Here is a 24992-nt window from a genome sequence, read left to right as displayed (position 1 = left end):
CAGATGAATGTGAGAGGGGTCACCCTGTCTTTCATCCACGCGGGGAGGCATGGATGGGCAGGAGCCGCAGAACACTTCCGGAGGAGCTTCTGCTGCTGGCGTTGGACCCGGCCACGGGTACCACCGCACAGCCGCAGTCGCTCGACCTCGGTCTGGCCGGAGCACAGCTAGTGGAGCTGGCGCTGGCCGGACGGATAGCCCCAGACGGGGATCGTATCGCCGTGGTGGCACCACGGCCGACTGGAGATCCAACACTGGACTGCGCGTTGGAGTTGCTACGAAGGCGTGGCGCTCCCGTGCGTGCCGTCCACTGGATTGGCGGGCCCCGGCTGGGGCTGCGCCAGACCTATCTCTCGCATCTGGAGAGGTGCGGCATGGTGCATGCCGTGGCCGGCCAGATGTGCGGGGTGTTGCCGACGACTCGCTACCAAGCGACGGACAACGAGATCAGCCGGGAGATCAGGGCCCGTCTGGACTCGGCGATCCGCACCGGCGTACCGCCGGACCCGCGGACCGCTGCGCTCGCCGCACTGGCACACGCGGTAGGCCTCGGCAAGCACCTGTACCCGGGGAACGAGGGGCGGTCCTCTCGGTCCCGGCTCAGGGATCTGATCAGGCACGACCCCATGGGCGGTCTCGTCGCGCACGCCGTGATGGACGTCCAGAACGGCGCGGCGGCGCAGCCACGTCGCAGCCCGGCACCGGCCGGCCGGCAGGCCGCACCCGGAGGCAGGGCCGCGGCGGAACCCGCCCGTGGCGTTCCGGTGCAGCCGCGCCGAGGATCCATGGCACGAGTCGTGGCCCACTGAGCCGCAGTCCCACGACCCGCGTCACCGGATCCGGCGCACGCACCGCCTGATCCACGCACGACAGGCACGACCCGCACTTCACGCACGTCCGCAGCGCCGCACCGCCGTCCCCAAGACCGGTTCGGGAGCCGCTGGTCCGCGCGGGGTGCCGGGACCGTACGTCCGCACATCCGTATCCCCGGATGGTGGCACGGCCTCGGCACCCCGCGCGGCCGCATGTGCGGGGGATGTCGCGAACTGGCGTGTATGCAGCGCATATCCACCGTTTCCCAGCGGTAGTAAGCACCTTGGTGGCAGTCTGCTCAACAGCAGATACGCAAAGTGGCAATCGCAGGCAGGCAGCCGGAGGTGCACGTCCCGTGGCGTCCAATGTCAATCCCACCGTCAGGCGACGCCGGCTGGGCCAGGAGCTGCGCCGGCTCCGCGAGCTCAAGGGCATGACGGCCGAGGAAGTGGCCGAGCGGCTGCTCGTGTCGCAGTCGAAGATCAGCCGGCTGGAGAACGGCCGGCGCAGCATCAGCCAGCGCGACGTCCGCGACCTGTGCGGGGTCTACGAGGTGGACGACCACCGGATCGTGGACTCGCTGATGCAGATGGCCAAGGACAGCCGCCAGCAGGGGTGGTGGCACTCCTTCGGCGACATTCCCTACAGCGTCTACATCGGGCTGGAGACGGACGCGGCGAGTCTGCGGGTGTACGACCCGCAGGTCGTCCCGGGGCTGTTGCAGACCAAGCAGTACGCCGAGGCCCTGATCGCCGGGGCGTTGCCGGAGACGGCGCAGACCGAGATCGAGAAACGGGTCCAGGTGCGCATGCGCAGACAGGAACGAATCTCCACCGAGGAGAACCCGCTGCGGCTGTGGACCGTCATGGACGAGGCCGCCCTGCGCCGCGTCGTGGGCAACCGCTCGCTCATGCGCGACCAGCTGGAACAACTCGTCGAGCAGTCCCAGCTGCCGCACGTCACCGTGCAGGTCATCCCGTTCGACATGGGCGCGCACCCGGGCCTCAACGGGCAGTACGCGATCCTGGAGTTCCCGGACGCGGCCGACTCCAGCGTCGTCTACATCGAGGGCGTCACCAGCGACCTGTACCTGGAGAAGGCCAACGACGTCCAGAAGTACAGCGTGATGTACGAGCACCTGCGGGCGCAGGCCCTGAACGTGGAGCAGTCACGCCAGTTCATCGCGGACATCGCGAAGGAGTACGCGCGCTGAGAGCCCGTCCCGACCGGAGAATCGCGCACGGTACACCGTCGCCCGGCCGGGATGGAAGAGTCCACTGGAATATGCACCCACCCGAGTGAATAGTCGCTTCGTCAGCCGATGTTGGCGAGTAGCGTCGATCACGCCACCGAGCAACAAGGTTGGCGTGAATCGTCCTGCGGGATCCGGTCCGGACGCGCAGGGCGATGACAGCAACTCAACATCTGGCAATTCGGAGCAAACATGGCAATTCGTCAGGGTGCCACGGACACGTGGACCAAGTCCTCGTACTCGACAGGTAACGGCGCTTGCGTCGAGGTCAAGTCACCGGTCACAGCGGCCATGGCGGTGCGGGACTCCAAGGTGACCGACGGCCCCGTCCTGGGGTTCCCCGCGGACGCGTGGAACACCTTCGTGGCGTCGGTCAAGGCGTAAGGGGCGGGGCTGTCTGAACCCGCACCCTCGACCGACCGCACCACCGACAACTGCACAAGCACCACAAGAGCCCTCTCGACCAGCCCGCCGTCCTTGCCGAGAGGGCTCGGCTGTGCCCCCGTGAGGTTTTGCCCCCGTGATCAGGCGGTCCGCCGGATCACCTCACCGGGAACGCCACGTCACACGCCGGGTCCTCGGCCCCGATCGCCTCCCAGTCCGCGAAGTACACCTCACGGCACGGACCGGCCAGCCACAGCCCCTGCTTGGGGATCCACTGCTCCACCGCCTCGAAGGCGGCCAGGATCTGCGGATGGGCCACCTGAGCCTTGGTGATCCGGGTGTAGGCGAGCTTGTGGGCCGCCTCCACGCGTACCTTCGTCTCCCACCTGCGGCCCTGCTTCTCGGCCCACGCCCGCGCCGCCGCCTCGTCGGCCACCGGCACGCACGACTCGGCCGGTCCGTCGCTCTCCATGGAGACGTCGGAGTGGTACACGACGAAGGGGGCCGCCGTGATGCCGCCGCACTCCCGCGCCCCCTCTTCCAGCCTGCCCAGCGACGCGCCGATCCAGGCCGGCAGCTCGCCCGCCAGCACATGGCGGGTCTCGGTGATCAGCACCTGCTCGGGCACGTCCACCGTCTCGACCACGAACTTCTCGTACATCTCGGAATTCCTCCCCGACAGTCGTCCACGGAGGTACTCGGCGAGCGTCCGCTGCCCCGCCACCCGCGCCTCGACATCCGCCCAGTACGCGTCGAGCCGGCCGGCGGCCGAGGCCCCGTCCGGGGCCTCCACGACCTCCGCGATCCGGGCGAGCGGCATGTCCAGCTGGCGCAGCAGCGCCACCGTGCGGGCACGCTCGATCTGCTCGGAGCGGTAGTAGCGGTAGCCGCTGGTCTCGTCGACGTGCGCGGGGGCCAGCAGCCCCAGGCGGTCGTACAGCCGCAGTGCCTTGGCCGAGAGCCTGGCCCGCGCGGCGAAAGCCCCGATGGTGAGCAGTTCGTCGTCCACGGCCTCATCCTCCGTCACCGGGCGGCTTGTCCCGCCCGGTGACAAGGAGGCTCAGCCCTGCCCCAGGGGCAAGGTCAACGGCCGGTCAGGCCAGCTGGCCCTCGATGGCCGCGACGAGCTCGGCGGCCTCCGGCTCGGTCTGCGGCGAGAAGCGGGCGACGACGCTGCCGTCCCGGCCGATCAGGAACTTCTCGAAGTTCCAGCGGATGTCGCCGCTGTGCCCCTCGGCGTCGGCGACGGTGACCAGGCGGTCGTAGAGCGGGTGCCGGCCCTCGCCGTTCACCTCGACCTTCTCGGTCAGCGGGAAGGTCACGCCGTACGTCGCCGAGCAGAACTCGGCGATCTCCTCGGCGCTGCCGGGCTCCTGGCCCATGAACTGGTTGCAGGGCACGCCGAGCACGGTGAAGCCACGCTCCGCGTACTGCTCCTGGAGCTTCTCCAGGCCGGTGTACTGCGGGGTCAGGCCGCACTTGGAGGCGACGTTCACGACGAGCACCGCCTGGCCGGCGTACTGGGAGAGGTTCGCGGAACCGCCCTTGAGGGCGCCGATCTCGATGTCGAGGGGGGATGCGTTGGTGTCAGCAGTCATAAGCGGATGCTAGCTCCGGTAGATGTCGGACCCGTGGTCCGGCCCCGCCGCCCGCACCAGCACCTCCCCGGCCGCCGTACGCGAGTACAGCACCGACCGCCCCGCCCTCCGCCGCTCCACCAGCCCCGCGTCCAGCAGCACCCGCAGATGGCGGCCGACCGAGCCCAGTCCCTGGCCGGTCACGGCGACCAGCTGGGTCGTGCTGAGCGGGGTGTCGAGCAGGACGAGGACCTCCGCGCGCGTGGCCCCCAGCAGGGGGCCGAGGCTCGCGGGGACCGCGCGGGCGCCGGGGTCGGTCAGGGCGCCCGCGCACGGATAGATCAGGGCGTATCGGGCGGGGGCCTCCCAGGAGACCCAGCCGCCCTTCGGGGTGACCGGGACGAAGAGCAGGTCGGCGCCGGAGATCTCGCGGGGCGGGTACTCGTGCAGGTTCACCTGGAGCCGGTTGCCGCCGAGCCAGCGGGTGCGGCCCGGTCGCAGGGAGTCCAGTACCGCCGCCCAGCCGCCCCGGCTCACCAGCGCCGTGCGGGCGACGACATCGGCCTCCAGGACGCGCCGGCGCCGGTCCCAGTCCGGGCGTACGGCCTCGGTCCAGACGTGGGTGAGGAGCGCGGCGGCGCGTTCGGGCAGGTCGTCCCGGTCCAGTACTGCGGGCAGGGGGCCGGCGAGGGAGACGGTGAGGTGGGCGCGGGCCTCGGCGGGGTCGGCCGCACGGATCCGGGCCACGCCCTGCTCGAAGGTCTCCCCGTCCCTCGGCGTCGGGGTGAGGAAGTCGGCGATCCAGGCCCGGCCGAGACCGGCCCGCACCAGCCGGGCCGTGACGGGGTCGGCGGCCAGGCGGGCCCGGTGGCCGGGCAGATGGGCGTCGAGCCAGGCGCGTTCGCCGGGGTGGGTGGCGGCGCCGGAGTGCAGGAGCTTCAGCGCGGCGAACGTCTCGGCGAGGGGTGAGAGGACGAAACGGCTCGCGGCGAGGGTGTCGGCGTTGATCTGCCACCAGCCCATCGCCGGCCACCACCTTTCGCTCCTGCGCGAAACAATAACGACCGCTCTCCCGGGCCCGCAGACTCCGCGCATGCGCAGCTACCAACAGCTCTTCCGCACACCGGAGTTCACACCCCTCTTCCTCGCCTCCGCCCTCCAGACGGCGGCCTCGACGGTCGCCGGACTGGCCCTCGGCACGCTGGTGTACGCGGCGACCGAGTCACCGCTGCTGGCGGCCGTGAGCATGTTCTGTCCGCAGCTGGCGCAGGTGGTGGGCGCGACGACGCTGCTCTCGGCCGCGGACCGGCTCGCGCCGCGCGCCGCACTGACCGGCATCGCGCTGTCCTACGCCCTCGGCACGGCCGCGATGGCGGCGCCGGGCGCGCCGATCGGGGCGCTGTTCGCGCTGATCCTGCTGCTGGGTCTGATCGCCTCGCCGGCCGGCGGCGTCCGGTGGGGGCTGCTGAACGAGATCCTCACCAAGGACGGCTATCTGCTCGGCCGGTCGGTCTTCAACATGATGAGCGGGATCATGCAGATCACCGGATACGCGGTCGGCGGTGTCCTGGTGGCGGTGCTGTCCCCGCGTCCGGCGTTGCTGCTGGCGGCCGCGCTGTACGGCGCCGCGGCCGTCGGCCTCCGGCTGGGCCTCACCCCACGCCCGCCCCGCGCCGCAGGGCGTCCCTCCGTCCGCGCGACCTGGCGCGCCAACGCCCTGCTCCTGTCCTCCCGCCCCCGCCGACACCTCTATCTCGCCCTGTGGCTGCCGAACGGCCTGGTCGTCGGCTGCGAGTCGCTGTACGTGTCGTACGCGCCGAACGCCGCGGGCACGCTGTTCGCGTGTGCGGCGTTCGGCATGCTCGTCGGTGACATCACGGTCGGCCGCCTCCTCGGGAAGGAGCTGCGCGGTCGCCTCGGTGTTCCGCTGCTGTTGCTGCTGGCCGTGCCCTACCTCTTCTTCGCGCTGCGTCCGGGAGTACCGGTGGCGGCCGTCTGCGTGGCCGTCGCGTCGGTCGGGTTCGGGGCGAGCCTGGTGCAGCAGGAGCGGCTGATGGCCGTGACGCCCGACGAACTCGCCGGGCACGCCCTGGGGTTGCACTCCGCCGGGATGCTCACGATGCAGGGGGTGGGCGCGACGCTGGCCGGAGCGGTGGCCCAACTGACCTCCCCGGCCACGGGGATGACGGTGATGGCCGTGGCGTCGATCGCGGTGACGCTGTCGCTGGCGGCGGCGAGCCTGCGGCACGCCGAGGAGGGCGGGCTGGTGGCGGTGGGCCGGGGCTGAGCGGCGCCCCCGGTCAGCGCAGCGTCAGCTGGGCGTCAGCGGGGGCCGCGACTGTTGTGGGTATGACGTCCATCGTCGCGGTCTCCAGCAGCCTGCCCGACACCATTGCGATCGCCCGGTTCCAGTGCGAACTCGGGCTGTCCGACGTGCAGTTGAGGCGTTATCAGCGCTTCTACGGACTGAACGAGGTCTGCCGCGCCCCGGAGGCCTCGGAGACCGAGCTGCTGCTGCGCGCCACCGCCAAGCTCGCCGAGCTGCGCGGTCAGGAGCAGCGCGTGAAGTACGTCCTCCAGGCACGCACCATGCCCTCGCCGCTGCCCTATCCGCTGACGTCCCTCGGACCGCTCCAGGCCGAGCTGGGCCTGGAGCACGCGAGCGGGTTCGTGGTCTCGCACCACGCCTGCGCCTCGGGCCTGCTCGCCCTCGACATGGCCGGCACCCTGCTCGCCGCCGACCCCGACCCGGACGCGCTCGCCCTCGTCCTCACCGGCGAGAAGTCCGGCACCGGCAAGACGCAGTCCATCCCGGACGTCACGGTCATGGGCGAGGGCACCGCCGCCTTCCTGGTCAGCGCCGACCGCACCGGCCGCGACCGGATGCTCGGCTACGCCGCCCGCACCCACACCCGGTTCGGCGCCGACTTCATCATGAGCGACGCGGCCGCCAAGGACTTCCAGGACCTGTACGGGCCCGGCCTGACCGAGGTGATCGGCGCCGCCCTGGACGAGGCGGGCTGCGCACTCGACGAGCTCGCGCTGGTGCTGCCGCACAACGTCAACCGGCTGTCGTGGATCGGTGTCTGCAAGGCGCTCGGGCTGCCGCTGGAGAAGGTCTTCCTCGACCTGGTGGCGCACACCGGGCACTGCTTCTGCGCCGACCCCTTCATCAACCTCCAGCGGGCCACGGAGCTGGGCCGGCTGCGCCCCGGCGACCGCTACCTGATGACCAGCGTGGGGCTCGGGGCGACCTTCGCGGCGATGGTCCTGGAGCACTGACCACCACTTGAGAATGACGAGGTCGACACAGATGCAACCACCGCCCGCCGGCTTCACCACGCGCCTGAAGCGCGCGGTCACGTCAGCCGCCGACACCCCGCTGGTGTTCCTGGGCAACTTCGAGGTCGAGAACCAGTGGGCGCTCGGCGAACCCGCGCTGCCCCGGGTCGGCGCGCACGCCGGCAGCGCGGTCGTCAACCGCATGGACGAGTTCTCGCTGCTGCTCGGCGGCAAGGACGACCATGTCGTCCTCAAGACGCCCCTCGACGACGGCTACCGCGGCTACCTGGAGGGCCTCGGCCTCGCCCTGCCCACTGTGCACGTGGTCGCCGGGCAGGACCCGCGCCGCACCGTCAGCGAGGACGCCCTCGCCGACCCGGAGCTGCTGCGCACCCTGTCGGCGCTGGCCGCCGACGGCGCCCGGCTGACCGCGCACGGCATCTCCACCGTCGAGGAGGAGCTGGCCGCACGCACGGGCCTCGCCCTCGCCGCGCCGGACGCCGCCACCTGCAAGCGGGTCAACAGCAAGGTCTACAGCCGCCGCCTCTCCGACGAGCTCGGCATCCGCCAGGCGCGCGGCTGGGCCTGCGAGACGCTGGAGGAGCTGGCGGACGCGGTCGCCGGGGCCGGTGAGCTGCTCGCCGCCGGACGCAAGGTCGTCGTCAAGGACGCCTTCGGGGTGTCCGGCAAGGGCATCGTCGTCCTGGACAGCGACAAGCGGCTCGCGCGGCTGCACCGGATGGCCGTCACCCAGGCCGAGCGGGCGGCGGTCGAGGGCGGCCCGGTGCGCACCGCGCTGGTCATCGAGGAGTGGGTCGCCAAGCGGGCCGACCTCAACTACCAGTTCACGGTGGGCCGGGGCGGCTCGGTGCACTTCGACTTCGTCAAGGAGCTGCTCACCGAGAACGGCGTCCACAAGGGCCACCGCATGCCCGCCCGGCTCACCGAACGGCAGGTCGCCGAGATCGCCGCCACCGCGGACCGGCTTGGCGAACGCCTCGCCGCCGACGGCTACTTCGGGGTGGTCGGCGTCGACGCCATGATCGACCCCGACGACGGTCTCTACCCGGTCGTGGAGATCAACGCCCGCAACAACATGTCGACGTACCAGGCCGTCGTCCACGAGGGCCTGGCCGGACCCGAAGAGGTCGCCGTCGCCCGCCACTTCACGCTGCGGCCGCAGCGGGCGCTGCCCTTCGCCGAGCTGCGCGAGGTCCTCGACGGGCTGCTGCTGACCGAGCGCGGCCCGCGCCCGCGCGGCCTGTTCGTGAACAACTACGCCACGGTGAACGCCGCTGCCGCCGACGCCGGCGCCGACGGCTTCGAGGGCCGGCTCTACGGCGTCCTCGTGGCCGCCTCCGACGCCGAGGTGGCCGCCCTCGACACCGACATCACCCGCCGCCTCGCGGCCCACACGGATCGGAGCTGAACGTGAGCCTCGCCTACGAGGTACAGGGCATCGGCATCACCGAACTCGCCGAGCAGTACGGCACGCCCCTCTACCTGTACGACGGTGCGGAGATCACCACCCGCTTCCAGGGGCTGCGCGAGCGCCTGCACCCGGCGCTGGAGGTCTTCTACTCCCTCAAGGCCAACCCGAACATCTCGATCTGCGCCCTGCTGAACCGCTGCGGCGCCCGCGCCGAGGTGTCCTCGCTGACCGAGCTGGTCACGGCCCGCCGTGCCGGGGTCGCCCCGCAGGACATCATCTTCCTCGGCCCCGGCAAGTCCCGCGCCGAGCTGGCCGCCTGCCTGGACGAGGACATCCACGCCATCGTGTGCGAGTCCCTCGACGAACTCGCGCTGATCGACGAGGTGGCGCGGGAGAAGTTCGTCACCGCCCGGGTCGCGCTGCGCGTCAACCCGTCCTTCTCCGTGAAGGGTTCGGGCCTGACGATGGGCGGCAAGCCCCGCCAGTTCGGCATCGACGAGGAGCAGCTGCTCGCCGAGGGCCCGGAGCTCGCCTCCCGCTACCCGGCCGTACGCCTCATGGGCGTGCAGGTGTACCTGGGCACCCGCATCCTCGGCGAGGACACCGTCGTGGAGAACACCCGGCGCATCCTGGACCTCGCCGAGCGCATCTCGGCACACCTGGGCTTCCCGCTGGAGACCGTCGACGTCGGCGGCGGCCTCGGCATCGCCTACTTCGACAACGAGAAGGACCTCGACCTCGACGAGCTCACGGCCGCGCTGAACCCGGTCGTCGACGCCTTCGCCGTACGCCACCCCGGCACCCGCATGATCATGGAGCTGGGCCGGTTCCTGGTCGCCGCGTCCGGCACCTATGTGACCCGGGTGCGCTACACGAAGCAGTCGATGGGCGAGAACTTCGCGGTCACCGACGGCGGCACCAACCACCACATGGCCGCCGTCGGCATCGGCTCCTACGTCAAGCGGAACTTCCCCATCGCCGCCCTGGAGCGCCTCGACGCGGCCGCCACCGAGTCCTGGCACATCACGGGCCCGCTGTGCACGCCGAACGACGTCGTCGGCAAGAAGGTGCCCATGCCGCCGCTGGAGGCCGGCGAGCTCATCGGCGTGCAGCGCTCCGGCGCCTACGGGCCGACCGCCTCGCCCGTGCACTTCCTCAGCCACGGCTACCCGGCGGAGGTGCTCGTCCTCGACGGACGCGCGCACCTCATCCGCGAGCGCGACGACGTCGAGGCGATGCTCGGCCGCCAGCGGCTCTTCGACGGGCCCGGCGCCGACGACCACCGAACCCACAACTGACCGAACCAGCAAGGAGAAACCGGCATGACCGAGAACACCGCAGTCGTGGACACCGCCGAGCGCGCCCGCTTCGTGGACGCCGTCCGCCAGGGCCTCACCGAGGTCCTGGGCAAGGACGTCTCCGGCGCCGAGGAGGGCGTGCGCCTCTTCGACGAGCTGGGGCTGGACTCCAGCAGCGCGCTGGAGCTGCTCATCACCATCGAGGAGATCCTCGACGTGCAGTTCGACGCCGAGGACCTGGAGATGACGCACTTCGAGACGGTGGGCTCGCTCGCCGACTTCGTCGCGTCGGAAGCGGGCGCCTGAGCATGTTCCGCACGGCAGCGCCCGTACGGCGCCCGGGGGTGGACGGCGGGAAGACGGCCGTGCCCCGGCTGGTGCGGGCGGCCCGGTACGCGCCGACGGCACCGGCACACGCGTATGTGCCGGCGCCCGAACTGGAGGAGTTCTACGCGGAGCTGGGCGCCCCCCACGGGCTGCCCTTCGCGCGTGAGCGGTACGCCGCCTCGGCCCGCCGCACCTCCGTGGAGCTGGCGTTCGGCGCGCTGGCCGCGCTCGGCGAACTGCCCGAAGGACGGACGCCGGAGCTGGTCGTGGTCGCCTACGCCACGCCCGACTTCGTGCACGCCGAGTTGGTCGCGTCGTGCGTGAAGGGGCGGCTGCCGGGCTCGCCCCTCGCCTTCGCGCTGTCCGACCAGGGGCCGCTCACCGCGTTCAGCGCGCTGCGGGTGGCCGTGGAGTACGCCCGGCGCTGCGGCTTCACCCGGCTGCTGGTGCTGGTCGTGGACCAGAGCACCCAGCCGTTCGCGGTGCCGGACGAGGCGGCCGTGCACGCCGACTCGGCGGTGGCGCTGCTGCTGGACTGGGACGGGGGCGCGGCTCCCGTACGGGGCATGGCGCAGGGGCCGCTGTCGGCGCCGGGCCTGTTCGCCGGGTGGGACCCGGCGGCCGCGGTCGTGGCGGGCGCGGGGCTCGCCGGCGCCGACTGCCCACTGCCGTCGCACGAGGGCCCGTCGGTCACCGCCGGGCCCGGGCTGCCGTGCACGGGCGTGTGGGCGGCCCTGCTGGACGCGGTGGCCCGCGGGGTCACCGGACCGGTGGTCGTGGCGGACCACGACCCGGGGCGCGGGCTGCTGGCGCACTGCGTGCTCGACTGCGCCGACGAACTTCTGACACGGGGGAATGGGGAAACCGATGACGGCTGCGGCCGAGGTGCGTGAGCACTGCCTTCAGGCGCGCGGCAACGCGCGCACGGACGGGCTGGTGCCCGCGCTGACCCTGCTGACGAGGGCCCTGTCGCCGAAGGCACCGCCGCGCGGGCCGCGCGGCCACGCCGTCCTGCCGAAGGAACTGCTCGACGAGTTCGCCGCGATGGAGGCCGCCGACGCCGGACGCGGCGAGCGCCGCGACGACGTGCCGGTGCCCGGTCTCGCCGTGCTGCGGCCCGACGGCGACACGGACGCGGCCAAAGCGACGGACGGGCTCGACGCGCATGCCTGGGACACGGGGCTCGCCTGGCTGCGGCTCGGCATGTCCGAACGGCTGCGGGAGGCCTGCATCGCCTACCTCGCGGCCCGGCAGGTCGAGGGCACCTCGCTGCTGATGCAGCAGATGGTCAAGGGCACCCTCGCCGACGTGCTGATCGAACACCTGGAGATCGAGGGCGTCCTGGAGGAACTCGCCGACGCCCCCGACGGCGACCGCACCCTCGCCCGCCTCCAGCGACAGATCACCCGGGCCGACCGCACCCTGCTGCGCCTACTCGGCGCCCACGGCTTCACGGCGGACGGCCCGGGCCCGACGGCCCACGCCTCCGAGCTGCTTGCCGACGTGTACCGCCGGGAGGACCCGTGATCAGCCTGCCCGCCCCGCTCGTCACCACCCAGGAGCATGTGCGGCGCTGGGCCTCGGACCTGCGGGCGCACGCCCTCGAACTCGACCGGGACCCCGAGGCGATCCGCCGGCATCTCGATCTGCCCGCCGTGCGGTTCCTGGCCGGGCACGAGGTGCCGCCCGGGTGGGAGCGGGAGAGCGGCGCGGCGGGTGCGGGGCCCGCGCACGGGCTGGCGACCCTGGAACGGGTTCTGGTGAGCGAGGAGTTGGCCCGCGGGGACGCCGGGATGATGCTCGCCTCGCCGGGCGCCTCCATGTGCGGGGTACTGCTCGGCGTGCTCGGCAGCCAGGAGCAGCGGGACTGGGTGTACGGCCGGCTCGCCGAGCGCCCGCGCTGGACCTGCTTCGCCCTCACCGAACCCGAACGCGGCTCCGCCATCGGCGAGATGACCGCCACCCTCACCCCGACCGGCGACGGCGACTACGTCCTCGACGGCGAGAAGCGGTATGTCGGCAACGCCGCCCGCGCCGACGTCGGCGCCGTCTTCGCGCGCGTCGCCGGGACCGAGCGGCTCGGGGTGCTGGCTGTCCTGGTGGACACCGCGGACCCCGGCTTCCGGGCCGAGCCGCTGCCCACGGTGGGGCTGCGCGGCGCCCAGCTCACCCACATCACGCTGAACCGGGTGCGGGTGCCCGCCGAGCGGGTGCTCGGGGCCCATCTGCCGCCCACCCGGCGCGGCATGTGGAGCATCGTCGCCGTCTTCAACCAGCTGCGCCCCAGCGTCGCCGCCATCGCCCTGGGCATCGCCCGCGCCGCCCACGAGTACGTCGCCGAGCACCGGAGGCACTTGCGCGGGCAGGAGCGCGAGACGTACGAGGAACTCGGCCACCGCATCGACGCGGCCCGTCTGCTGACCTACCGGGCCGCCCTCGCCGTGGACCGGCGTCCGGCGGCCGGGCACCTGGCGTCGGCCGCGAAGGCCCGCGCCTGCGAGCTCGCCGAGGACGTGACCCTGGCCGCGCTCGACTTCTTCGGCCCCGGCGCCCGGCTCGACCATCCGCTGCTGGAGAAGCTGGCCAGGGACGCCCGCGGGGTGGAGTTCATGGAAGGTACACGCAACATCCAGAAACTCAATCTCTTCCAGGGGCTGCACACCGGAAAGGTGGGGCGGCGGTGAGGGCACGGGCGGGCGCGGAGGTGGAGGTGTGGCGCATTCCGCTCTCCGTCGAACCGGAACCGGAAGGCGGACCTTCCGCTCTCGAAGACCTCCTGGACGACCATGAGCGATCCCGGGCCCGGATGGGGAAAATCCCGGGAATGCGACGCCGTTTCGTACGGGCGCACGCCGCGGCCCGCATCATCCTCGGCGCCCGGCTCGGACGCGCCCCGCAGGCCGTCCGCTTCACCCGCGGACGCTGGGGCAAACCGTCGGTCGAGGACGCCGCCGGGACACACTTCAGCCTGTCCCACTCGGGCGACCTTGCGCTGCTCGCGCTGGCGCCGAGACCGGTCGGCGTGGATCTCGAACTGGCCCGCGCCGACCTCGACTTCACTCGGCTGGCCAGGCGTTTCTTCCCGGAAGCGGAACGCGATTCGGTGGCCCGCGGCGGCCGGGACACCTTCGTGCGGCTGTGGACCCGCAAGGAGGCGTGCGTGAAGGCGGCGGGCGGCCGGCTCACCCAGGGCATGGGCGTGCCGGTGGCCCACACGGCGCCCCAGGCCGTCGTACGGGATCCGGCGGGCGCGCTCGCCGGTCCCTGGCGGGTGGCCGACCTGGCGCTGCTGCCCGACGGATATGCGGGGGCCGTCGCCCTGCTCGGCGGCGGTCCCTTTTCCGTGTCATCGCGGATGTGGTATGACATGCCGCCGGAAGAATCCGACGCCATGTCGGCCACCCGGGGTGTCAAGTAGAAGAAACTCCCCCTCGAATCGGAGTACTTGTACCCGTGAACGCGCGCCGGGCCGTCAGTAGGTTTTGTTCAGGCAAGAGCGCGCGGTAATCACCGGCCGGAATTTCGTACCTAAGCGCGTGTCCGTGATCCCGGGCAATTCATTCGAGAAGGGGAAAGCAATCGTGGGAGGCAGGAACCTGATCACCAGGGCCGCTCGCTGGAGCGCCGTCCACCCCTGGTGGGCGATGACGCTCTGGGTGGTGTTCGTGCTGGGCGCCCTGGTGGTCGGCGGAATGACCGGCACACGGTCGGCGACCGTCTCGGACCTGGCCATCGGGCAGTCCGGACGCGCGGCCGAGATATCCAAGAGCGGCGGCCTGGAGAACCGGGCCGTGGAGAACATCCTGGTGACGCCCTACGAGGGCACGCTCGACCAGGACAGGGCGCGGGCGGCGGCCGACGACGCCGCGGACGCGCTGCGGGGCGCCAAGGGCGTCACCGCGATCGGCAAACCCGTGCCGGCGCCGGACGGTTCGGCCCTGCTGGTGCCGGTGACCCTCGGCGGTGACCCCGAGACCGCGAGCGAACGGGTGCAGCCGCTGCTCGACCGGGTCGAGAAGGTCGGCGAGGCGCACAGCGAGGTCCGGGTCGAACTCGTGGGCGCCGGCTCCATCAAGGCCGGGCTCGACGACATGCTGTCCGAGGACCTGGGCCGGGCGACGGGGCTGAGCCTTCCGGTGACGCTGATCATCATGGTGTTCGTCTTCGGGGCGATCGTCGCCGCGAGCGTCCCCGTCATCCTCGGCATCTCGTCCGTGCTCGCCGGCCTCGGGCTGTGGGGCGTGGCCTCCCAACTCATCGCCGACCCGGGCCCGGTGACCCACATCATCGTGCTGATGGGCATGGCCATCGGCGTCGACTACTCGCTCTTCTACCTCAAGCGGCAGCGCGAGGAGCGCGCCCTGGGCGCCGACAACATCGACGCCATCGAGATCGCCTCCGCCACCTCCGGCCACTCCGTGATGGTCTCCGGCCTGGTGGTCATGGTCTCCATGGGCGCCCTCTACCTCGCCGGGCACATCGCCTTCGAGTCGATGGCGACCGGAGCGGTGCTCGTCGTCGCCATCGCGATGCTCGCCTCGCTGACCGTGCTGCCCGCGATGCTCTCCAAGTTCGGCCGCTACCTGGACCGGCCGCGCGTGCCGCTGGTGTGGCGGCTGACCCAGCGCGCGGGCTCCAAGCCGCGCCTGTGGTCGGCGATGCTGAAGCCGTCCCTGCGGCACCCGGTCATCGCCCTGGTGCTGTCGGTGGGTGCGCTCCTCGCGCTCGCCGTGCCGGCCCTGGACCTGAAGCTGAAGGCCACCGGCGTCGACGACCTGCCGCACTCCATCCCCGCGATGCAGGCCAACGAGCGGCTCACCGAGTCGTTTCCGAGCCAGGCCGACACCCACACCGTCGCCGTACGGGTCCCCGCCGGCCAGGCCGACCGGCTGCCCGGCGCGGTCACCCGGCTCGTCGAACGCACCCAGCACTCCGGCCTGTTCGTGCACACCCCGGCGCCCGAGGTGCGTACGTCCAAGGACGGCAGGGTCGTCACCGTCGCCGTCGGCACCCGCTTCGACAGCAACTCCGAGAAGGCACGCGAGTCCCTGACGGCCCTGCGTGAGGACATCGCCCCGCAGACCGTCGGCAAGGTGGAGGGCGCCGAGTTCGCGGTCGGCGGCAGCGACGTGGCCTACGACGTGGACTACCGGGCCAACGTCGTCGACAAGATGCCCTGGGTGCTCGGGGTGGCGCTGCTGCTGACCTTCCTGGTCATGGCCATCGCGTTCCGCTCGATCATGCTCGCGATGATCACGGTGGTGCTCAACGTCCTGTCGGCGGTGGCGTCGTTCGGGCTGCTGGCGCTGATCTTCCAGCGGACCTGGGCCGAGGGGATCCTGGACTTCGAATCCACCGGGCGGGTGGTGGCCTGGCTGCCGCTGATGCTGTTCGTGATCCTGCTCGGACTGTCGATGGACTACCACGTCTTCGTCGTCAGCCGGATCCGGGAGGCGGCCCGCGGCGGACTGCCCATCCGGGAGGCCGTCGAGCAGGGCATCACCCGCACGGCCGGCGTCGTGACGAGCGCCGCGGTGGTGATGGTCAGCGTGTTCGCGCTGCTCGCCTCGCTGAGTTTCATCGAAATGAAGCAGATGGGTGTCGGCATGGCCTGCGCGGTGCTGCTGGACGCCACGCTGATCCGGATCGTGGTCCTGCCGTCGATGGTCACGCTGCTCGGCTGGAAGACCTGGTGGCCCTCGCGGCTGGCGCATCAGAACGAGGCGCGGCCGACGCGGATTCCGCCCGTGCTCGCGCGCCGGGCACCGATTCTCTGAGGTTCTGCGACCACGGCGTTGCGTCGAAGGGGCGGCCCATCCGGGCCGCCCCTTCCGTCATGTCTGTCACCTTTCGTTCCGGACCCGCGCTAAACGTCCTGTGAATTGTCTGAGCTCCACTTGGGAGTCCTGTGGCGAAAGTTGTGGGAGTTGTACACTCAGACGCGCGTTCGGCGGTGAGCGACCAACTGATCCTTCACCGACCCATTGGGTGAAGCATCAACATCCCGGCGGACGCGACGACGGGGGAAACTGGACGATCAGGGGGATATGTCCATGCACGGTGACGACGGCCTGCCGTCGGCGCGTTGGCAGACCGAGCTCGCACGCGTAGGAGCCCTTTCCGATCGCGAGTTGCAGGTCTTCGCGCTCCTGGGTGCCGGACTTTCCAATCGCGGTATCGCGACCAGGCTTCTGGTCACGGAGCGCACGGTGAAGGCGCATGTCGCGAGCATTCTGACGAAACTGGAAGTGGAATCCCGCCTTCAGGTGGGCCTGATCGCCCAGGCTCACCAGCTCATGTACGAAGGTACAGTTTCGAACGACTCGGACGTGATTGATAATTGATCAGTTCGAGTAACTCCCAGGTAATTCCCTTGTCGGGCCCGACGGAATGAGTCGCGTTCGTTCCGCGTGCTGCCCGAAGCCGTGAGGTGGGAGCTCGCGGTCGAATTCTTGGATAGGGATGGGAATTTTTGTGTACATCTCCATACTGGGCCCGCTGCTGATAGGGGACGGTCAGCGGACTGTCGGTCTGCGGGCGAAGAAGATACGGGTCATGCTGACCATGCTCGCGTTGAACCCCGGCCAAGTGGTCGCGTTCGACGAGCTGATCGACGAACTGTGGGGCGAAGCCCCTCTCAAGAACACGCGCAACGCACTGCAGGCCAACGTCAAGCGCATGCGTAAAGCGCTTGCCGAGTTCGGATTAGAGGATCCCGACCAGACCCTCATCCGTACCGTGGACAACGGCTACATGCTCGATGTCCCCGAGGAGGCGCTCGACGCCCACCGCTTCCTGCGGATGGCGGAGAAGGGCGCGGGTCTGGTGGGCGAGCGGCCGTTCGAGGCGAGGGACCTGCTGCGGCAGTCCCTCGCCATGTGGCGGGGGCCCGCCCTGCTCGACGTGAGCGACGGGCCGCGCTGCCGGGCCGTGGCGCTCCGTCTCGACGAACAGCGCAAGACAGCCAGGGAAGACCTGATCGAGGCACAGTTGCAGGCCGGCGAGGCGGGGGTCGTCGTTGCCGAGCTGAAGCAGTTGCTCGCTCAGTATCCCGAACGGGAGCGGTTCAGCGAGCAGTTGATGATCGCGCTGTACCGCTGCGGACGGCAGTCCGAGGCGATCGACATCTTCCATCGCACCCGTAAGTGGCTTGACGACGAGCTGGGTCTGAAGCCGTCCCGGCGGCTGCACAGCACGTATCAGGCGATCCTGATGCAGGACCCGTCCCTGTGATCTCGTAGGGCGAACGACAAGGCGCCGGCGGCTCGTTTCGAGCCACCGGCGCCTTTGCCGTGCCTGCGCTGCCTCAGGTCCGGCGCAGGGCCCGGTCCGTGAGCGTGCCGATCTGCCGCGCCGCCTCGCCCGTCAGCATCTCCTCGTGCCCGCACGGCACTTCATGGACCACGACCTCACCGTCCACGTACGGCCGCCAGCGGTTCGGCTCCGCCGTGGCCACGAAGAGCATGAGGTCACCCTGGAAACGGCCGGGGGTGAAGACGCGGGCGATGTCGGTGTGGTGGCGCATGACGGCCATCAGCCTGCGCAGGTTCTCCTCGGGGATGTCCGTGCCGCGGGCGTGGTGTTCGAGGAACGCGGTGCGGATCTGGTCGTCGGTGGGGTGGGGGTCGTCGGGCTCGACGGGGGCCACGTCCAGTGCCGCCAGGAACTCCACGCGCTCGCCCGCCTCCTGGAGCCGGACGGCCATCTCGTGCGCGACGAGCCCGCCGAACGACCAGCCCAGCAGGTGGTACGGCCCCTGCGGCTGAACCTGCCGGACCCGCTCGACATAGGTCGCGGCGAGGGCGGCCACGTCCTGCGGGCGCTCCCAGCCACCGGGTGGCGCGGCGATGCCGTCCGACTGGAGGGCGTACACCGGGCGTCCCGGGTCCAGATGGGCGGCCAGTTCGGCGAAGGGGAACCCGAAGCCGACGCCGCCGTGGACGCAGAAGAGCGGGGGGAGGGTGCCGGTCCCGCGCAGCGGGAGCACGGGGACGAGTGCGGGTGCCCCCTGTGGGGCGTGTGCGCCGTCGGCGGCCGTGGGGGCGGTGTTCTCCGCCGCTGTCGCCAGTGCCTTCACCGTGCGGTGGGTGAAGACGTCCGACAGGGACAGGGTGAGGCCCGCCTTTTCCGCCCGGCTGACGATCTGGACCGAGCGCAGGCTGTCGCCGCCCAGGGCGAAGAAGTCGGCGTCCGCGTCCACCTCGGCCAGGCCCAGTACCTCGCAGAACACCTCCGCCAGGGTCTTCTCGACGGGTGTGCGCGGTGGGCGGCCGGTGGGCTCGGGGGTTGCGGTGCCCGGGGTCGGCAGGGCTCGGGTGTCGAGCTTGCCGTTCGGGGTCAGAGGGAGCTCGGGCAGGGTGACCAGGGACGTCGGGACCATGTGGGCCGGCAGGGACTCGGCGACGTGGGCGCGCAGGACGGGGACGTCCACGGCCGCGACGCCGGGCACCGGGACCACGTAGCCCGTCAGCTGGCGGTCGCCCGTCGGGGTCGCGGTCGGCACCACCGCCGCCTGTGCGATCACCGGGTGCCGGGTCAGCGCGGCCTCGATCTCGCCCGGCTCGATACGGAAGCCGCGCAGCTTGATCTGGTGGTCGGCGCGGCCGACGTAGTCCAGCGTGCCGTCCGAGCGCCACCTTACGAGGTCACCCGTGCGGTACATCCGGGTGCCGGGCTCGCCGTACGGGTCCGCGACGAAGCGCTCGGCGGTGGTGCCGGGGCGGCCCAGATAGCCGTGCGCGAGGCCGGCGCCGGCGAGGTAGAGCTCGCCGCTGACGCCGACCGGCGTGGGGGAGAGGGCCGCGTCGAGCACGTACACGCGGAAGTTGGCCAGCGGGCGCCCGATCGGGGGCTTGCCGCCCGGGGCGAGCGGGTCGCTCCAGGTGGCGCACACCGAGGTCTCTGTCGGGCCGTAGGCGTTGCGCAGCGTGACGTGCGGGGCGATGCGCTCCACCACGGCCGGCGGGCACGCCTCGCCGCCGACCAGCAGGCACAGGTCGCCGGGGAGCGCGGCCGGATCGGGGAACCCGGCCACCACGGTGGGCGGCAGGATCGCGTGGTTGACGCCGTACTCGGCGATCAGCTCGGCCAGCAGCGGCGCGGACAGCCTGCTGTCGGCGGTGGCGCACACCAGCGCGCCGCCGCTGTACAGCGAGGCGGACAGCTCCCACACCGTGGCGTCGAAGCTGAACGACGCGAACTGCAGCACCCGGGTCCCGGGCCCCGCCCCCATCTCCGCACGCAGGTTGGCGACCAGATTGGCCGCGCCCGCGTGCGGCACGGCGACGCCCTTGGGGCGGCCGGTCGAGCCCGAGGTGTAGATGACGTACGCCGTGTCCCGCGCGGTCAGCGGGCGAGTGCGGTCGGAGTCGGTGGGGTCGGTGGCGGGCAGGGCGCGCAGTTCGGCGAGGGTGCCGGCGTCGTCCAGGACCAGCGGGGACACCCCCGGGAGCCGGTCGGCGGCCTCCTCGACGGACAGGACCTCGGCCGGGGCGGCGTCCTGGAGCATGTACGCGATGCGCTCGGCCGGATAGTCCGGGTCGACCGGCAGATAGGCGGCGCCGGTCTTCAGTACGGCGAGCAGCGCGACGACCGTGCGGGCCGAGCGGGGCAGGGCCAGGGCGACCACGTCGCCGGGGCCGATGCCGCGGCCGAGGAGCAGGTGGGCGAGGCGGTTGGCCTCGGTGTTGAGTTCGGCGTAGGTCAGCGGGGCGGCACCGGGGACGATCAGCGCCGGGCCGGCCGGTGCGTCGGCCGCGTGGGCCTCGAACAGGGCGGGGAGCGTGGTCGGGGGCTGGGGGCGGATGCTGCCGTGGCGCTCGGTCAGCAGGGTGTGGCGGTCCTCGGCGGTGAGCAGGTCGAGGGCGCCGATGGGGGCGTCGGGGGTGCGGGCGGCGGACGCGAGGAGGGTGGCGAGGGCGTGCGCGACACGGTCCGCCGTGGCCTCGGTGAACAGGTCCTCGCTGTACTCCAGCAGGATCTCCAGGCCGCCCGGACCGCCGTCCGCCGCCGCGCGCTCGGTCACCTCGAAGGAGAGGTCGAACTTCGCCGTGGTGGACGGGACGGGCTCCACGGAGGCCGTGACACCCTCCAGTCCCGGCAGCGGACCGGCCGCGTTCTGGAACGCCAGCACGACCTGCACGAGGGGCTGTCTGGCCAGCGAACGTGCCGGCTTCAGCTCGTCGACGAGGTGCTCGAACGGCAGCTCGGCATGGGCGTAGGCGGTCAGGTCCGTCTCCCGCACCCGGGCCAGCAGCTCGGTGAACGTGGGGTCGCCCGCGGTGTCGGTGCGCAGCACCAGCGTGTTGACGAAGCAGCCGACCAGATCGCGCACCGCGTCGTCGGTGCGGCCCGCGACCGGGCTGCCCAGCGGGATGTCGCTGCCCGCGCCGAGCCGCGTCAGCAGCGCCGCGAGGCCTGCCTGCACCGTCATGAACAGGCTCGCGCCGGAGCGTTGCGCCAGCTCGGCCAGGCGAGCGTGGGCCTCGGCGGACACGGCACGCGCCACGCTTCCGCCGCGCCCGCCGGCCCGGGCCGGGCGCGGGAAGTCGGCGGGCAGTTCCAGCTCCTCCGGCAGCCCCGCCAACGCCTCGCGCCAGTGCGCGAGTTCGGCCGCGATCAGACTGTCCGGGTCACCCTTGGCGCCCAGCAGCTCCCGCTGCCAGCGCGCATAGTCGGCGTACTGCACCGGCAGCGGCTTCCAGTCCGGCGCACCGCCCGCCAGCCGCGCCCGGTAGGCGGCCGCGACGTCCCGTGCCAGCGGCTCCAGCGACCAGCCGTCGGCGGCGATGTGATGCACGGTCAGCGCGAGGACCTGGGTGTCGGCACCGAGCGTGAACAGGCGTGCCCGCAGCGGTACTTGGGCGGACAGGTCGAAGGGGTGCGCGGCCTGCGCGGCGAGCGCGCCGGTGAGCGCGTCCTCGCCGGGCAGCCGTACGACCTCCATACGGGCGCCCGCCTCCGCCGCCTCCTCGGGGGATAGCACCAGCTGCGACGGCAGCCCGTCGGCCTCCGCGAACACGGTCCGCAGGCTCGCGTGCCGGGCCACCACGTCGGCGAGCGCCGCCGTGAGGGCGCGGGCGTCGAGAGGACCGGTCAGGCGGACGGCCAGGGGGATGTTGTAGGTCCCGGGGACCGTGCCCATACGGCTGAGGAACCACAGGCGTTCCTGGGCGTAGGAGAGGGGGGCGGAGACGGTGGGGCGGTTCGGGGCGGGGAGCAGGGGCGGGCGGTCGGTGCGCGAGGGTGCGGGTGCGGGCCCGTTCGAGGGGGTGGGGAGGGTGCGGGCCAGGGATTCGGCGGTGCGGGTGTCGAACAGGGTGCGGACCGGGACGTCCGTGCCGAGGTCCGCGCGCAGGCGGTTGGCGACGCGGATCGCTGACAGGGAGTGGCCGCCGAGTGCGAAGAAGTCGTCGTCGGCGCCGATCCGTTCGAGGCCGAGCACCTCCGCGAAGACCGTGCAGAGCAGTTCCTCGTACGGGGTCGCGGGCGGGCGGCCCGTGCCCGTGCGGGCGTCCGGCGGGGCGGGCAGCGCCTTGCGGTCGACCTTGCCGTTCGGGGTCAGGGGGAGCGTGTCCAAGGGGACGTACACGGCAGGGACCATGTGCTTGGGCAGCACCGCGGACGCGCGCTCCCGCAGCCGGTCGCGGTCGGTCCCTGCCGGTACGACATAGGCGACCAGGCGGGGTTCCCCGCCATGGTCGGTGCGGGCCGTGACGACGGCCCGCTCGACGCCGGGCTGTGCGCCCAGCACGGATTCGATCTCACCGAGCTCGATGCGGTGGCCTCGGATCTTGATCTGGTGGTCGCTGCGGCCCGCGTACTCCAGGGCGGTGTCGCCTGCCGCATCCGTCGTCCAGCGGACGATGTCGCCCGTGCGGTACATGCGGGTGCCGGGTGGGCCGTACGGGTCGGCCACGAAGCGGTCGGCCGTGAGGGCCGGGCGGCCCAGGTAGCCGCGGGCGAGGCCGGAGCCGGTGATGTAGAGCTCGCCGTAGGAGCCGTCGGGGGTGGGATGGAGGGTGGAGTCCAGGACGTATACGGCCGTGTTGGCGATGGGGTGGCCGATGGGGGGTGGGCCTTGGAGGGGTGGTCCTTGGAGGGGTGGGGTGAGGCGGGCGGCTGTGGACCAGATCGTCGTCTCTGTGGGGCCGTAGACGTTGGTGACCGAGGCGCAGTGGGTGGTGAGGGCGTGGGCCAGGGGGTCGGGGAGTGCCTCGCCGCCGACCAGGGCGTGCAGGTTCTTCAGTGCCGGGGCGTGGTCGGTGGCCAGGGTCTGCCAGAGGCTGGGGGTGGCCTGCATCAGGGTGGCGTCGGTGGTGGTGACGGCTGCCGCGAGGGCGGCGGGGTCGCGGACCGTTTCGCGGTCGGCGAGGAGGAGTTCGGCACCGGTTGCCAACGGGACGAAGAGTTCCAGGTTGGCTATGTCGAAGCCGAAGGTCGTGACGGCGAGGAAGCGGTCCGTGTTGGTCACGTGGAAGCGGGTGGCCATGTCGTGGATCAGGTTCAGGAGGGCTTCGTGGGGGACGACCACGCCCTTGGGGTGGCCGGTGGAGCCTGAGGTGTAGATGACGTATGCGGGGGCGTGGGGGTGGACGCGGCCTTCGGGTGCGGGTGGCCCCTGTGGGGGTTCAGCGCCGTCGGCGGCGTCCAGGATCCATAGCTTGCCCGTCCGGGATCCGTCCCCTCTCAGGAGCGGCTCCACCCTGCTGTGCGTCAGCGTCACCACCGGGGCCGCGTCGTTCAGCATGTAGCGCAGGCGGTCCTGGGGGTAGTCGGGGTCCAGGGGGAGGTACGCCGCGCCCGTCTTGAGGACGGCCAGGGCCGCCACCGCCAGGTCGACCGAGCGGTCCAGGGCGAGGGCCACCACGCGTTCGGGGGCCGCGCCCGCCGCGCGCAGAGCCGAGGCCAAGTGGTCTGCTCTGGTGTGCAGTTCGGCGTAGGTCAGACGCTCCTCGCCGCAGCGCACGGCCGGCGCGTCCGGGGTGCGCTCGGCCCACTGCTCCAGTACCGGTGCCAGCAGGCCGCCCGGCAGCGCGGTGGCGGTGCTGTTGCGGGTGGCGAGGAGGCGGGCGCGCTCGGCTTCGTCGACGAGGACGTCCAGGCGGCCGGAAGGGGCGTCGGGACTGGTCACGGCCGCTTCGAGGAGGCGGGCGAAACGGTGGCCCAGGGCGTGGGCCACCGCGTGCGGGACGCGGGACGGCAGGTGGTTGACCGCGAGGCCGAAGGGCGTGCCGGGGAAGACCGTGAGGGTCAGGGGGTAGTGGGTCGCGGAACGGATGTCCACCGACGTCACCCGGGGGCCCGCCGTCGGCGCTGTCAGGGGCACCTCGCCCATCGGGTAGTTCTGGAACATCAGGGCCGTGTCGAAGAGCTCCCCGCGCACCGGCGTCAGCTGCTGCACCTCCGCGAGGGTCAGGTGCTCGTGCGGCAGCAGCTCGGCCTGGCCGGCCTGCACCGCGGCGAACAGCTCGGCCGGCGTGCGCCGCGGGTCCACGTCGACCCGCACGGGCAGCGTGTTGGCGAACAGGCCCACCATCTCCTCGACGCCGGGCAGTTCGGCCGGGCGGCCCGAGGAGACCGCACCGAACAGCACCGTGTCCTGGCCGGTCAGCCGCGACAGCAGAAGGGCCCAGCAGCCCTGGACGACCGAGTTGACGGTCAGGCCGCGGGCGCGGGCCAGGCGGGTGAGGCCGGCGGTGACGTCCGGGGCGAGTTCGACGGGGACCTGGGCCGGCAGCGCGTCCACGTCGCCCACGGCCCCGCCGCCCGCGTCCGCCACCAGCCGCGTCGGCTCCGACACCCCGGCGAGCGCCCGCGCCCAGGCCTCCCGCGCCGCCTCCTTGTCCTGCGCGCCGAGCCAGGACAGGTGCGTGCGGTAGTGCGTGACCGTGGGCCGTGCGGCCGCGGTGCCCTTGCCCAACTCGGCCGCGCTCTCGGCCAGTTCCCGCGTCAGCATCGCCATCGACCAGCCGTCGACCAGGATGTGGTGCACCGTCCACAGCAGCCGGCTGCGGCCCTGTGCGCCCCTGATCAGGGTGAAGCGGTGCAGGGGCGGGCGGCTGAGGTCGAAGCGTTGGAGACGGTCCTCGCGCGCCAGACGGTCCAGGGTCCCCGCGTCCGCGTCCGGCAACTCCCGCTCCTGCCACGGCAGTTCCACCGACCTCGGGACGACCTGGACCGCCTCGCCGGTGCGGCGGGTGCGGAAGCAGGCCTTGAGGTTCGGGTGACGTTCCAGGAGCATGGCCGCCGCCTCGCGCAGCGCCCCGGCATCGGCGTCGGTCAGGTCCTCGAAGTCGACCACCAGCTGAAGGGTGTAGAGGTCCGTTCCCTCACGATCGTATTCCGCGAGGAACAGCAGCCCCTGTTGCAGGGGTGTGAGCGGAAGGACTTCACTGATGGCGGATGGCCGATTCAAGCCGTGCTCCTCACGGAAGAGCTGGGTGGGCGGAAGTCGGGAACATTTCCGACCGCTCGACGATTTCCGATCGCACTGACGCTCAACTGACCGGTAACTGACGCCCCGCTGACGCATTCACCGGCAGCCCGCCATCGCGCCGACCGTCCCGCGGAGCACCCGCCGGGCTCGTGCGACGTCCCTTCCGGCCCTGTCAGCAGCCCGTCAGCAC

The 24992-nt window shown here is 72.0% G+C and carries 19 protein-coding genes; 15 read left to right on the top strand and 4 right to left on the bottom strand.

Annotation, left to right across the window (positions count from 1 at the left end; genetic code table 11):
* Window positions 1-53 precede the first annotated feature (53 nt).
* The 3 genes from OG254_RS21340 to OG254_RS21330 all read left to right on the top strand — a co-directional run bounded on the left by OG254_RS21340 (window position 54) and on the right by OG254_RS21330 (window position 2449).
* Window positions 54-809, top strand: coding sequence for a GPP34 family phosphoprotein (locus OG254_RS21340; RefSeq protein ID WP_147999840.1), 756 nt, complete (start codon window positions 54-56; stop codon window positions 807-809).
* 359 nt (window positions 810-1168) lie between these two features.
* On the top strand, window positions 1169-2026 hold the full coding sequence (locus tag OG254_RS21335) for a helix-turn-helix domain-containing protein (protein WP_405584042.1): 858 nt from the start codon (window positions 1169-1171) through the stop codon (window positions 2024-2026).
* Window positions 2027-2257: 231 nt separating this feature from the next.
* Complete coding sequence (locus OG254_RS21330; RefSeq protein ID WP_405584039.1) at window positions 2258-2449, top strand: DUF397 domain-containing protein; 192 nt, start codon at window positions 2258-2260, stop codon at window positions 2447-2449.
* A 157-nt stretch (window positions 2450-2606) separates the two neighbouring features.
* Here the strand turns inward: OG254_RS21330 and OG254_RS21325 are convergent, their stop codons facing one another.
* The 3 genes from OG254_RS21325 to OG254_RS21315 all read right to left on the bottom strand — a co-directional run bounded on the left by OG254_RS21325 (window position 2607) and on the right by OG254_RS21315 (window position 5049).
* Window positions 2607-3476: a MerR family transcriptional regulator gene (locus tag OG254_RS21325; RefSeq protein WP_405584037.1), complete on the bottom strand. Its 870-nt coding sequence runs from the start codon at window positions 3474-3476 to the stop codon at window positions 2607-2609.
* Window positions 3477-3543: 67 nt separating this feature from the next.
* Complete coding sequence (locus OG254_RS21320; RefSeq protein WP_405584035.1) at window positions 3544-4047, bottom strand: glutathione peroxidase; 504 nt, start codon at window positions 4045-4047, stop codon at window positions 3544-3546.
* 9 nt (window positions 4048-4056) lie between these two features.
* Window positions 4057-5049, bottom strand: a complete 993-nt coding sequence (locus tag OG254_RS21315; RefSeq protein WP_405584032.1) for an ArsR family transcriptional regulator — start codon at window positions 5047-5049, stop codon at window positions 4057-4059.
* Between the two features lie 70 nt (window positions 5050-5119).
* Here OG254_RS21315 and OG254_RS21310 point away from each other — a divergent pair, with 70 nt between their 5' ends.
* From OG254_RS21310 to OG254_RS21255, 12 genes are all read left to right on the top strand, one after another.
* Window positions 5120-6313 (top strand): MFS transporter, encoded by a 1194-nt coding sequence (locus OG254_RS21310; protein WP_405584029.1) that lies wholly within the window; start codon window positions 5120-5122, stop codon window positions 6311-6313.
* Between the two features lie 62 nt (window positions 6314-6375).
* Window positions 6376-7308 (top strand): 3-oxoacyl-[acyl-carrier-protein] synthase III C-terminal domain-containing protein, encoded by a 933-nt coding sequence (locus OG254_RS21305; protein ID WP_405584026.1) that lies wholly within the window; start codon window positions 6376-6378, stop codon window positions 7306-7308.
* Between the two features lie 31 nt (window positions 7309-7339).
* Window positions 7340-8737 (top strand): ATP-grasp domain-containing protein, encoded by a 1398-nt coding sequence (locus OG254_RS21300; RefSeq protein ID WP_405584023.1) that lies wholly within the window; start codon window positions 7340-7342, stop codon window positions 8735-8737.
* A 2-nt stretch (window positions 8738-8739) separates the two neighbouring features.
* Window positions 8740-10038, top strand: a complete 1299-nt coding sequence (locus OG254_RS21295) for a type III PLP-dependent enzyme (RefSeq protein WP_405584020.1) — start codon at window positions 8740-8742, stop codon at window positions 10036-10038.
* Window positions 10039-10062: 24 nt separating this feature from the next.
* Window positions 10063-10344 carry an acyl carrier protein gene (locus tag OG254_RS21290; RefSeq protein WP_405584017.1) on the top strand — a complete coding sequence of 94 codons (282 nt, stop codon included), beginning with the start codon at window positions 10063-10065 and terminating at the stop codon, window positions 10342-10344.
* Between the two features lie 2 nt (window positions 10345-10346).
* Window positions 10347-11258, top strand: a complete 912-nt coding sequence (locus OG254_RS21285; protein WP_405584015.1) for a hypothetical protein — start codon at window positions 10347-10349, stop codon at window positions 11256-11258.
* Complete coding sequence (locus tag OG254_RS21280; RefSeq protein WP_405584012.1) at window positions 11233-11892, top strand: hypothetical protein; 660 nt, start codon at window positions 11233-11235, stop codon at window positions 11890-11892. Before OG254_RS21285 ends, OG254_RS21280 begins: the two co-directional genes overlap by 26 nt.
* The gene (locus OG254_RS21275) at window positions 11889-13049 is read left to right on the top strand and encodes an acyl-CoA dehydrogenase family protein (protein ID WP_405584010.1); all 1161 of its coding nucleotides are present in this window, start codon (window positions 11889-11891) and stop codon (window positions 13047-13049) included. The genes OG254_RS21280 and OG254_RS21275 overlap by 4 nt, the downstream gene beginning before the upstream one ends.
* A gap of 140 nt (window positions 13050-13189) precedes the next feature.
* Window positions 13190-13783, top strand: coding sequence for a 4'-phosphopantetheinyl transferase family protein (locus OG254_RS21270; RefSeq protein ID WP_405584007.1), 594 nt, complete (start codon window positions 13190-13192; stop codon window positions 13781-13783).
* 163 nt (window positions 13784-13946) lie between these two features.
* Window positions 13947-16142: an MMPL family transporter gene (locus OG254_RS21265; RefSeq protein ID WP_405584004.1), complete on the top strand. Its 2196-nt coding sequence runs from the start codon at window positions 13947-13949 to the stop codon at window positions 16140-16142.
* Window positions 16143-16418: 276 nt separating this feature from the next.
* Window positions 16419-16709 (top strand): response regulator transcription factor, encoded by a 291-nt coding sequence (locus OG254_RS21260; RefSeq protein WP_187284759.1) that lies wholly within the window; start codon window positions 16419-16421, stop codon window positions 16707-16709.
* 211 nt (window positions 16710-16920) lie between these two features.
* Window positions 16921-17598 (top strand): BTAD domain-containing putative transcriptional regulator, encoded by a 678-nt coding sequence (locus OG254_RS21255; RefSeq protein ID WP_405584001.1) that lies wholly within the window; start codon window positions 16921-16923, stop codon window positions 17596-17598.
* A gap of 73 nt (window positions 17599-17671) precedes the next feature.
* Here the strand turns inward: OG254_RS21255 and OG254_RS21250 are convergent, their stop codons facing one another.
* Window positions 17672-24781: an amino acid adenylation domain-containing protein gene (locus OG254_RS21250; RefSeq protein ID WP_405583998.1), complete on the bottom strand. Its 7110-nt coding sequence runs from the start codon at window positions 24779-24781 to the stop codon at window positions 17672-17674.
* Window positions 24782-24992 lie beyond the last annotated feature (211 nt).

It is taken from the genome of Streptomyces sp. NBC_01092 (genome assembly GCF_045039535.1).
Classification (GTDB): domain Bacteria; phylum Actinomycetota; class Actinomycetes; order Streptomycetales; family Streptomycetaceae; genus Streptomyces.
This window is presented reverse-complemented; position numbering and strand designations above follow the sequence as displayed.

Coding starts and splice junctions, on each gene's coding strand:
- OG254_RS21340 (WP_147999840.1), top strand. CDS start 54: ATGGGCAGGAGCCGCAGAACACTTCCGGAGGAGCTTCTGCTGCTGGCG.
- OG254_RS21330 (WP_405584039.1), top strand. CDS start 2,258: ATGGCAATTCGTCAGGGTGCCACGGACACGTGGACCAAGTCCTCGTAC.
- OG254_RS21320 (WP_405584035.1), bottom strand. CDS start 4,047: ATGACTGCTGACACCAACGCATCCCCCCTCGACATCGAGATCGGCGCC.
- OG254_RS21315 (WP_405584032.1), bottom strand. CDS start 5,049: ATGGGCTGGTGGCAGATCAACGCCGACACCCTCGCCGCGAGCCGTTTC.
- OG254_RS21310 (WP_405584029.1), top strand. CDS start 5,120: ATGCGCAGCTACCAACAGCTCTTCCGCACACCGGAGTTCACACCCCTC.
- OG254_RS21305 (WP_405584026.1), top strand. CDS start 6,376: ATGACGTCCATCGTCGCGGTCTCCAGCAGCCTGCCCGACACCATTGCG.
- OG254_RS21300 (WP_405584023.1), top strand. CDS start 7,340: ATGCAACCACCGCCCGCCGGCTTCACCACGCGCCTGAAGCGCGCGGTC.
- OG254_RS21290 (WP_405584017.1), top strand. CDS start 10,063: ATGACCGAGAACACCGCAGTCGTGGACACCGCCGAGCGCGCCCGCTTC.
- OG254_RS21285 (WP_405584015.1), top strand. CDS start 10,347: ATGTTCCGCACGGCAGCGCCCGTACGGCGCCCGGGGGTGGACGGCGGG.
- OG254_RS21280 (WP_405584012.1), top strand. CDS start 11,233: ATGACGGCTGCGGCCGAGGTGCGTGAGCACTGCCTTCAGGCGCGCGGC.
- OG254_RS21270 (WP_405584007.1), top strand. CDS start 13,190: ATGCGACGCCGTTTCGTACGGGCGCACGCCGCGGCCCGCATCATCCTC.
- OG254_RS21260 (WP_187284759.1), top strand. CDS start 16,419: ATGCACGGTGACGACGGCCTGCCGTCGGCGCGTTGGCAGACCGAGCTC.
- OG254_RS21255 (WP_405584001.1), top strand. CDS start 16,921: ATGCTGACCATGCTCGCGTTGAACCCCGGCCAAGTGGTCGCGTTCGAC.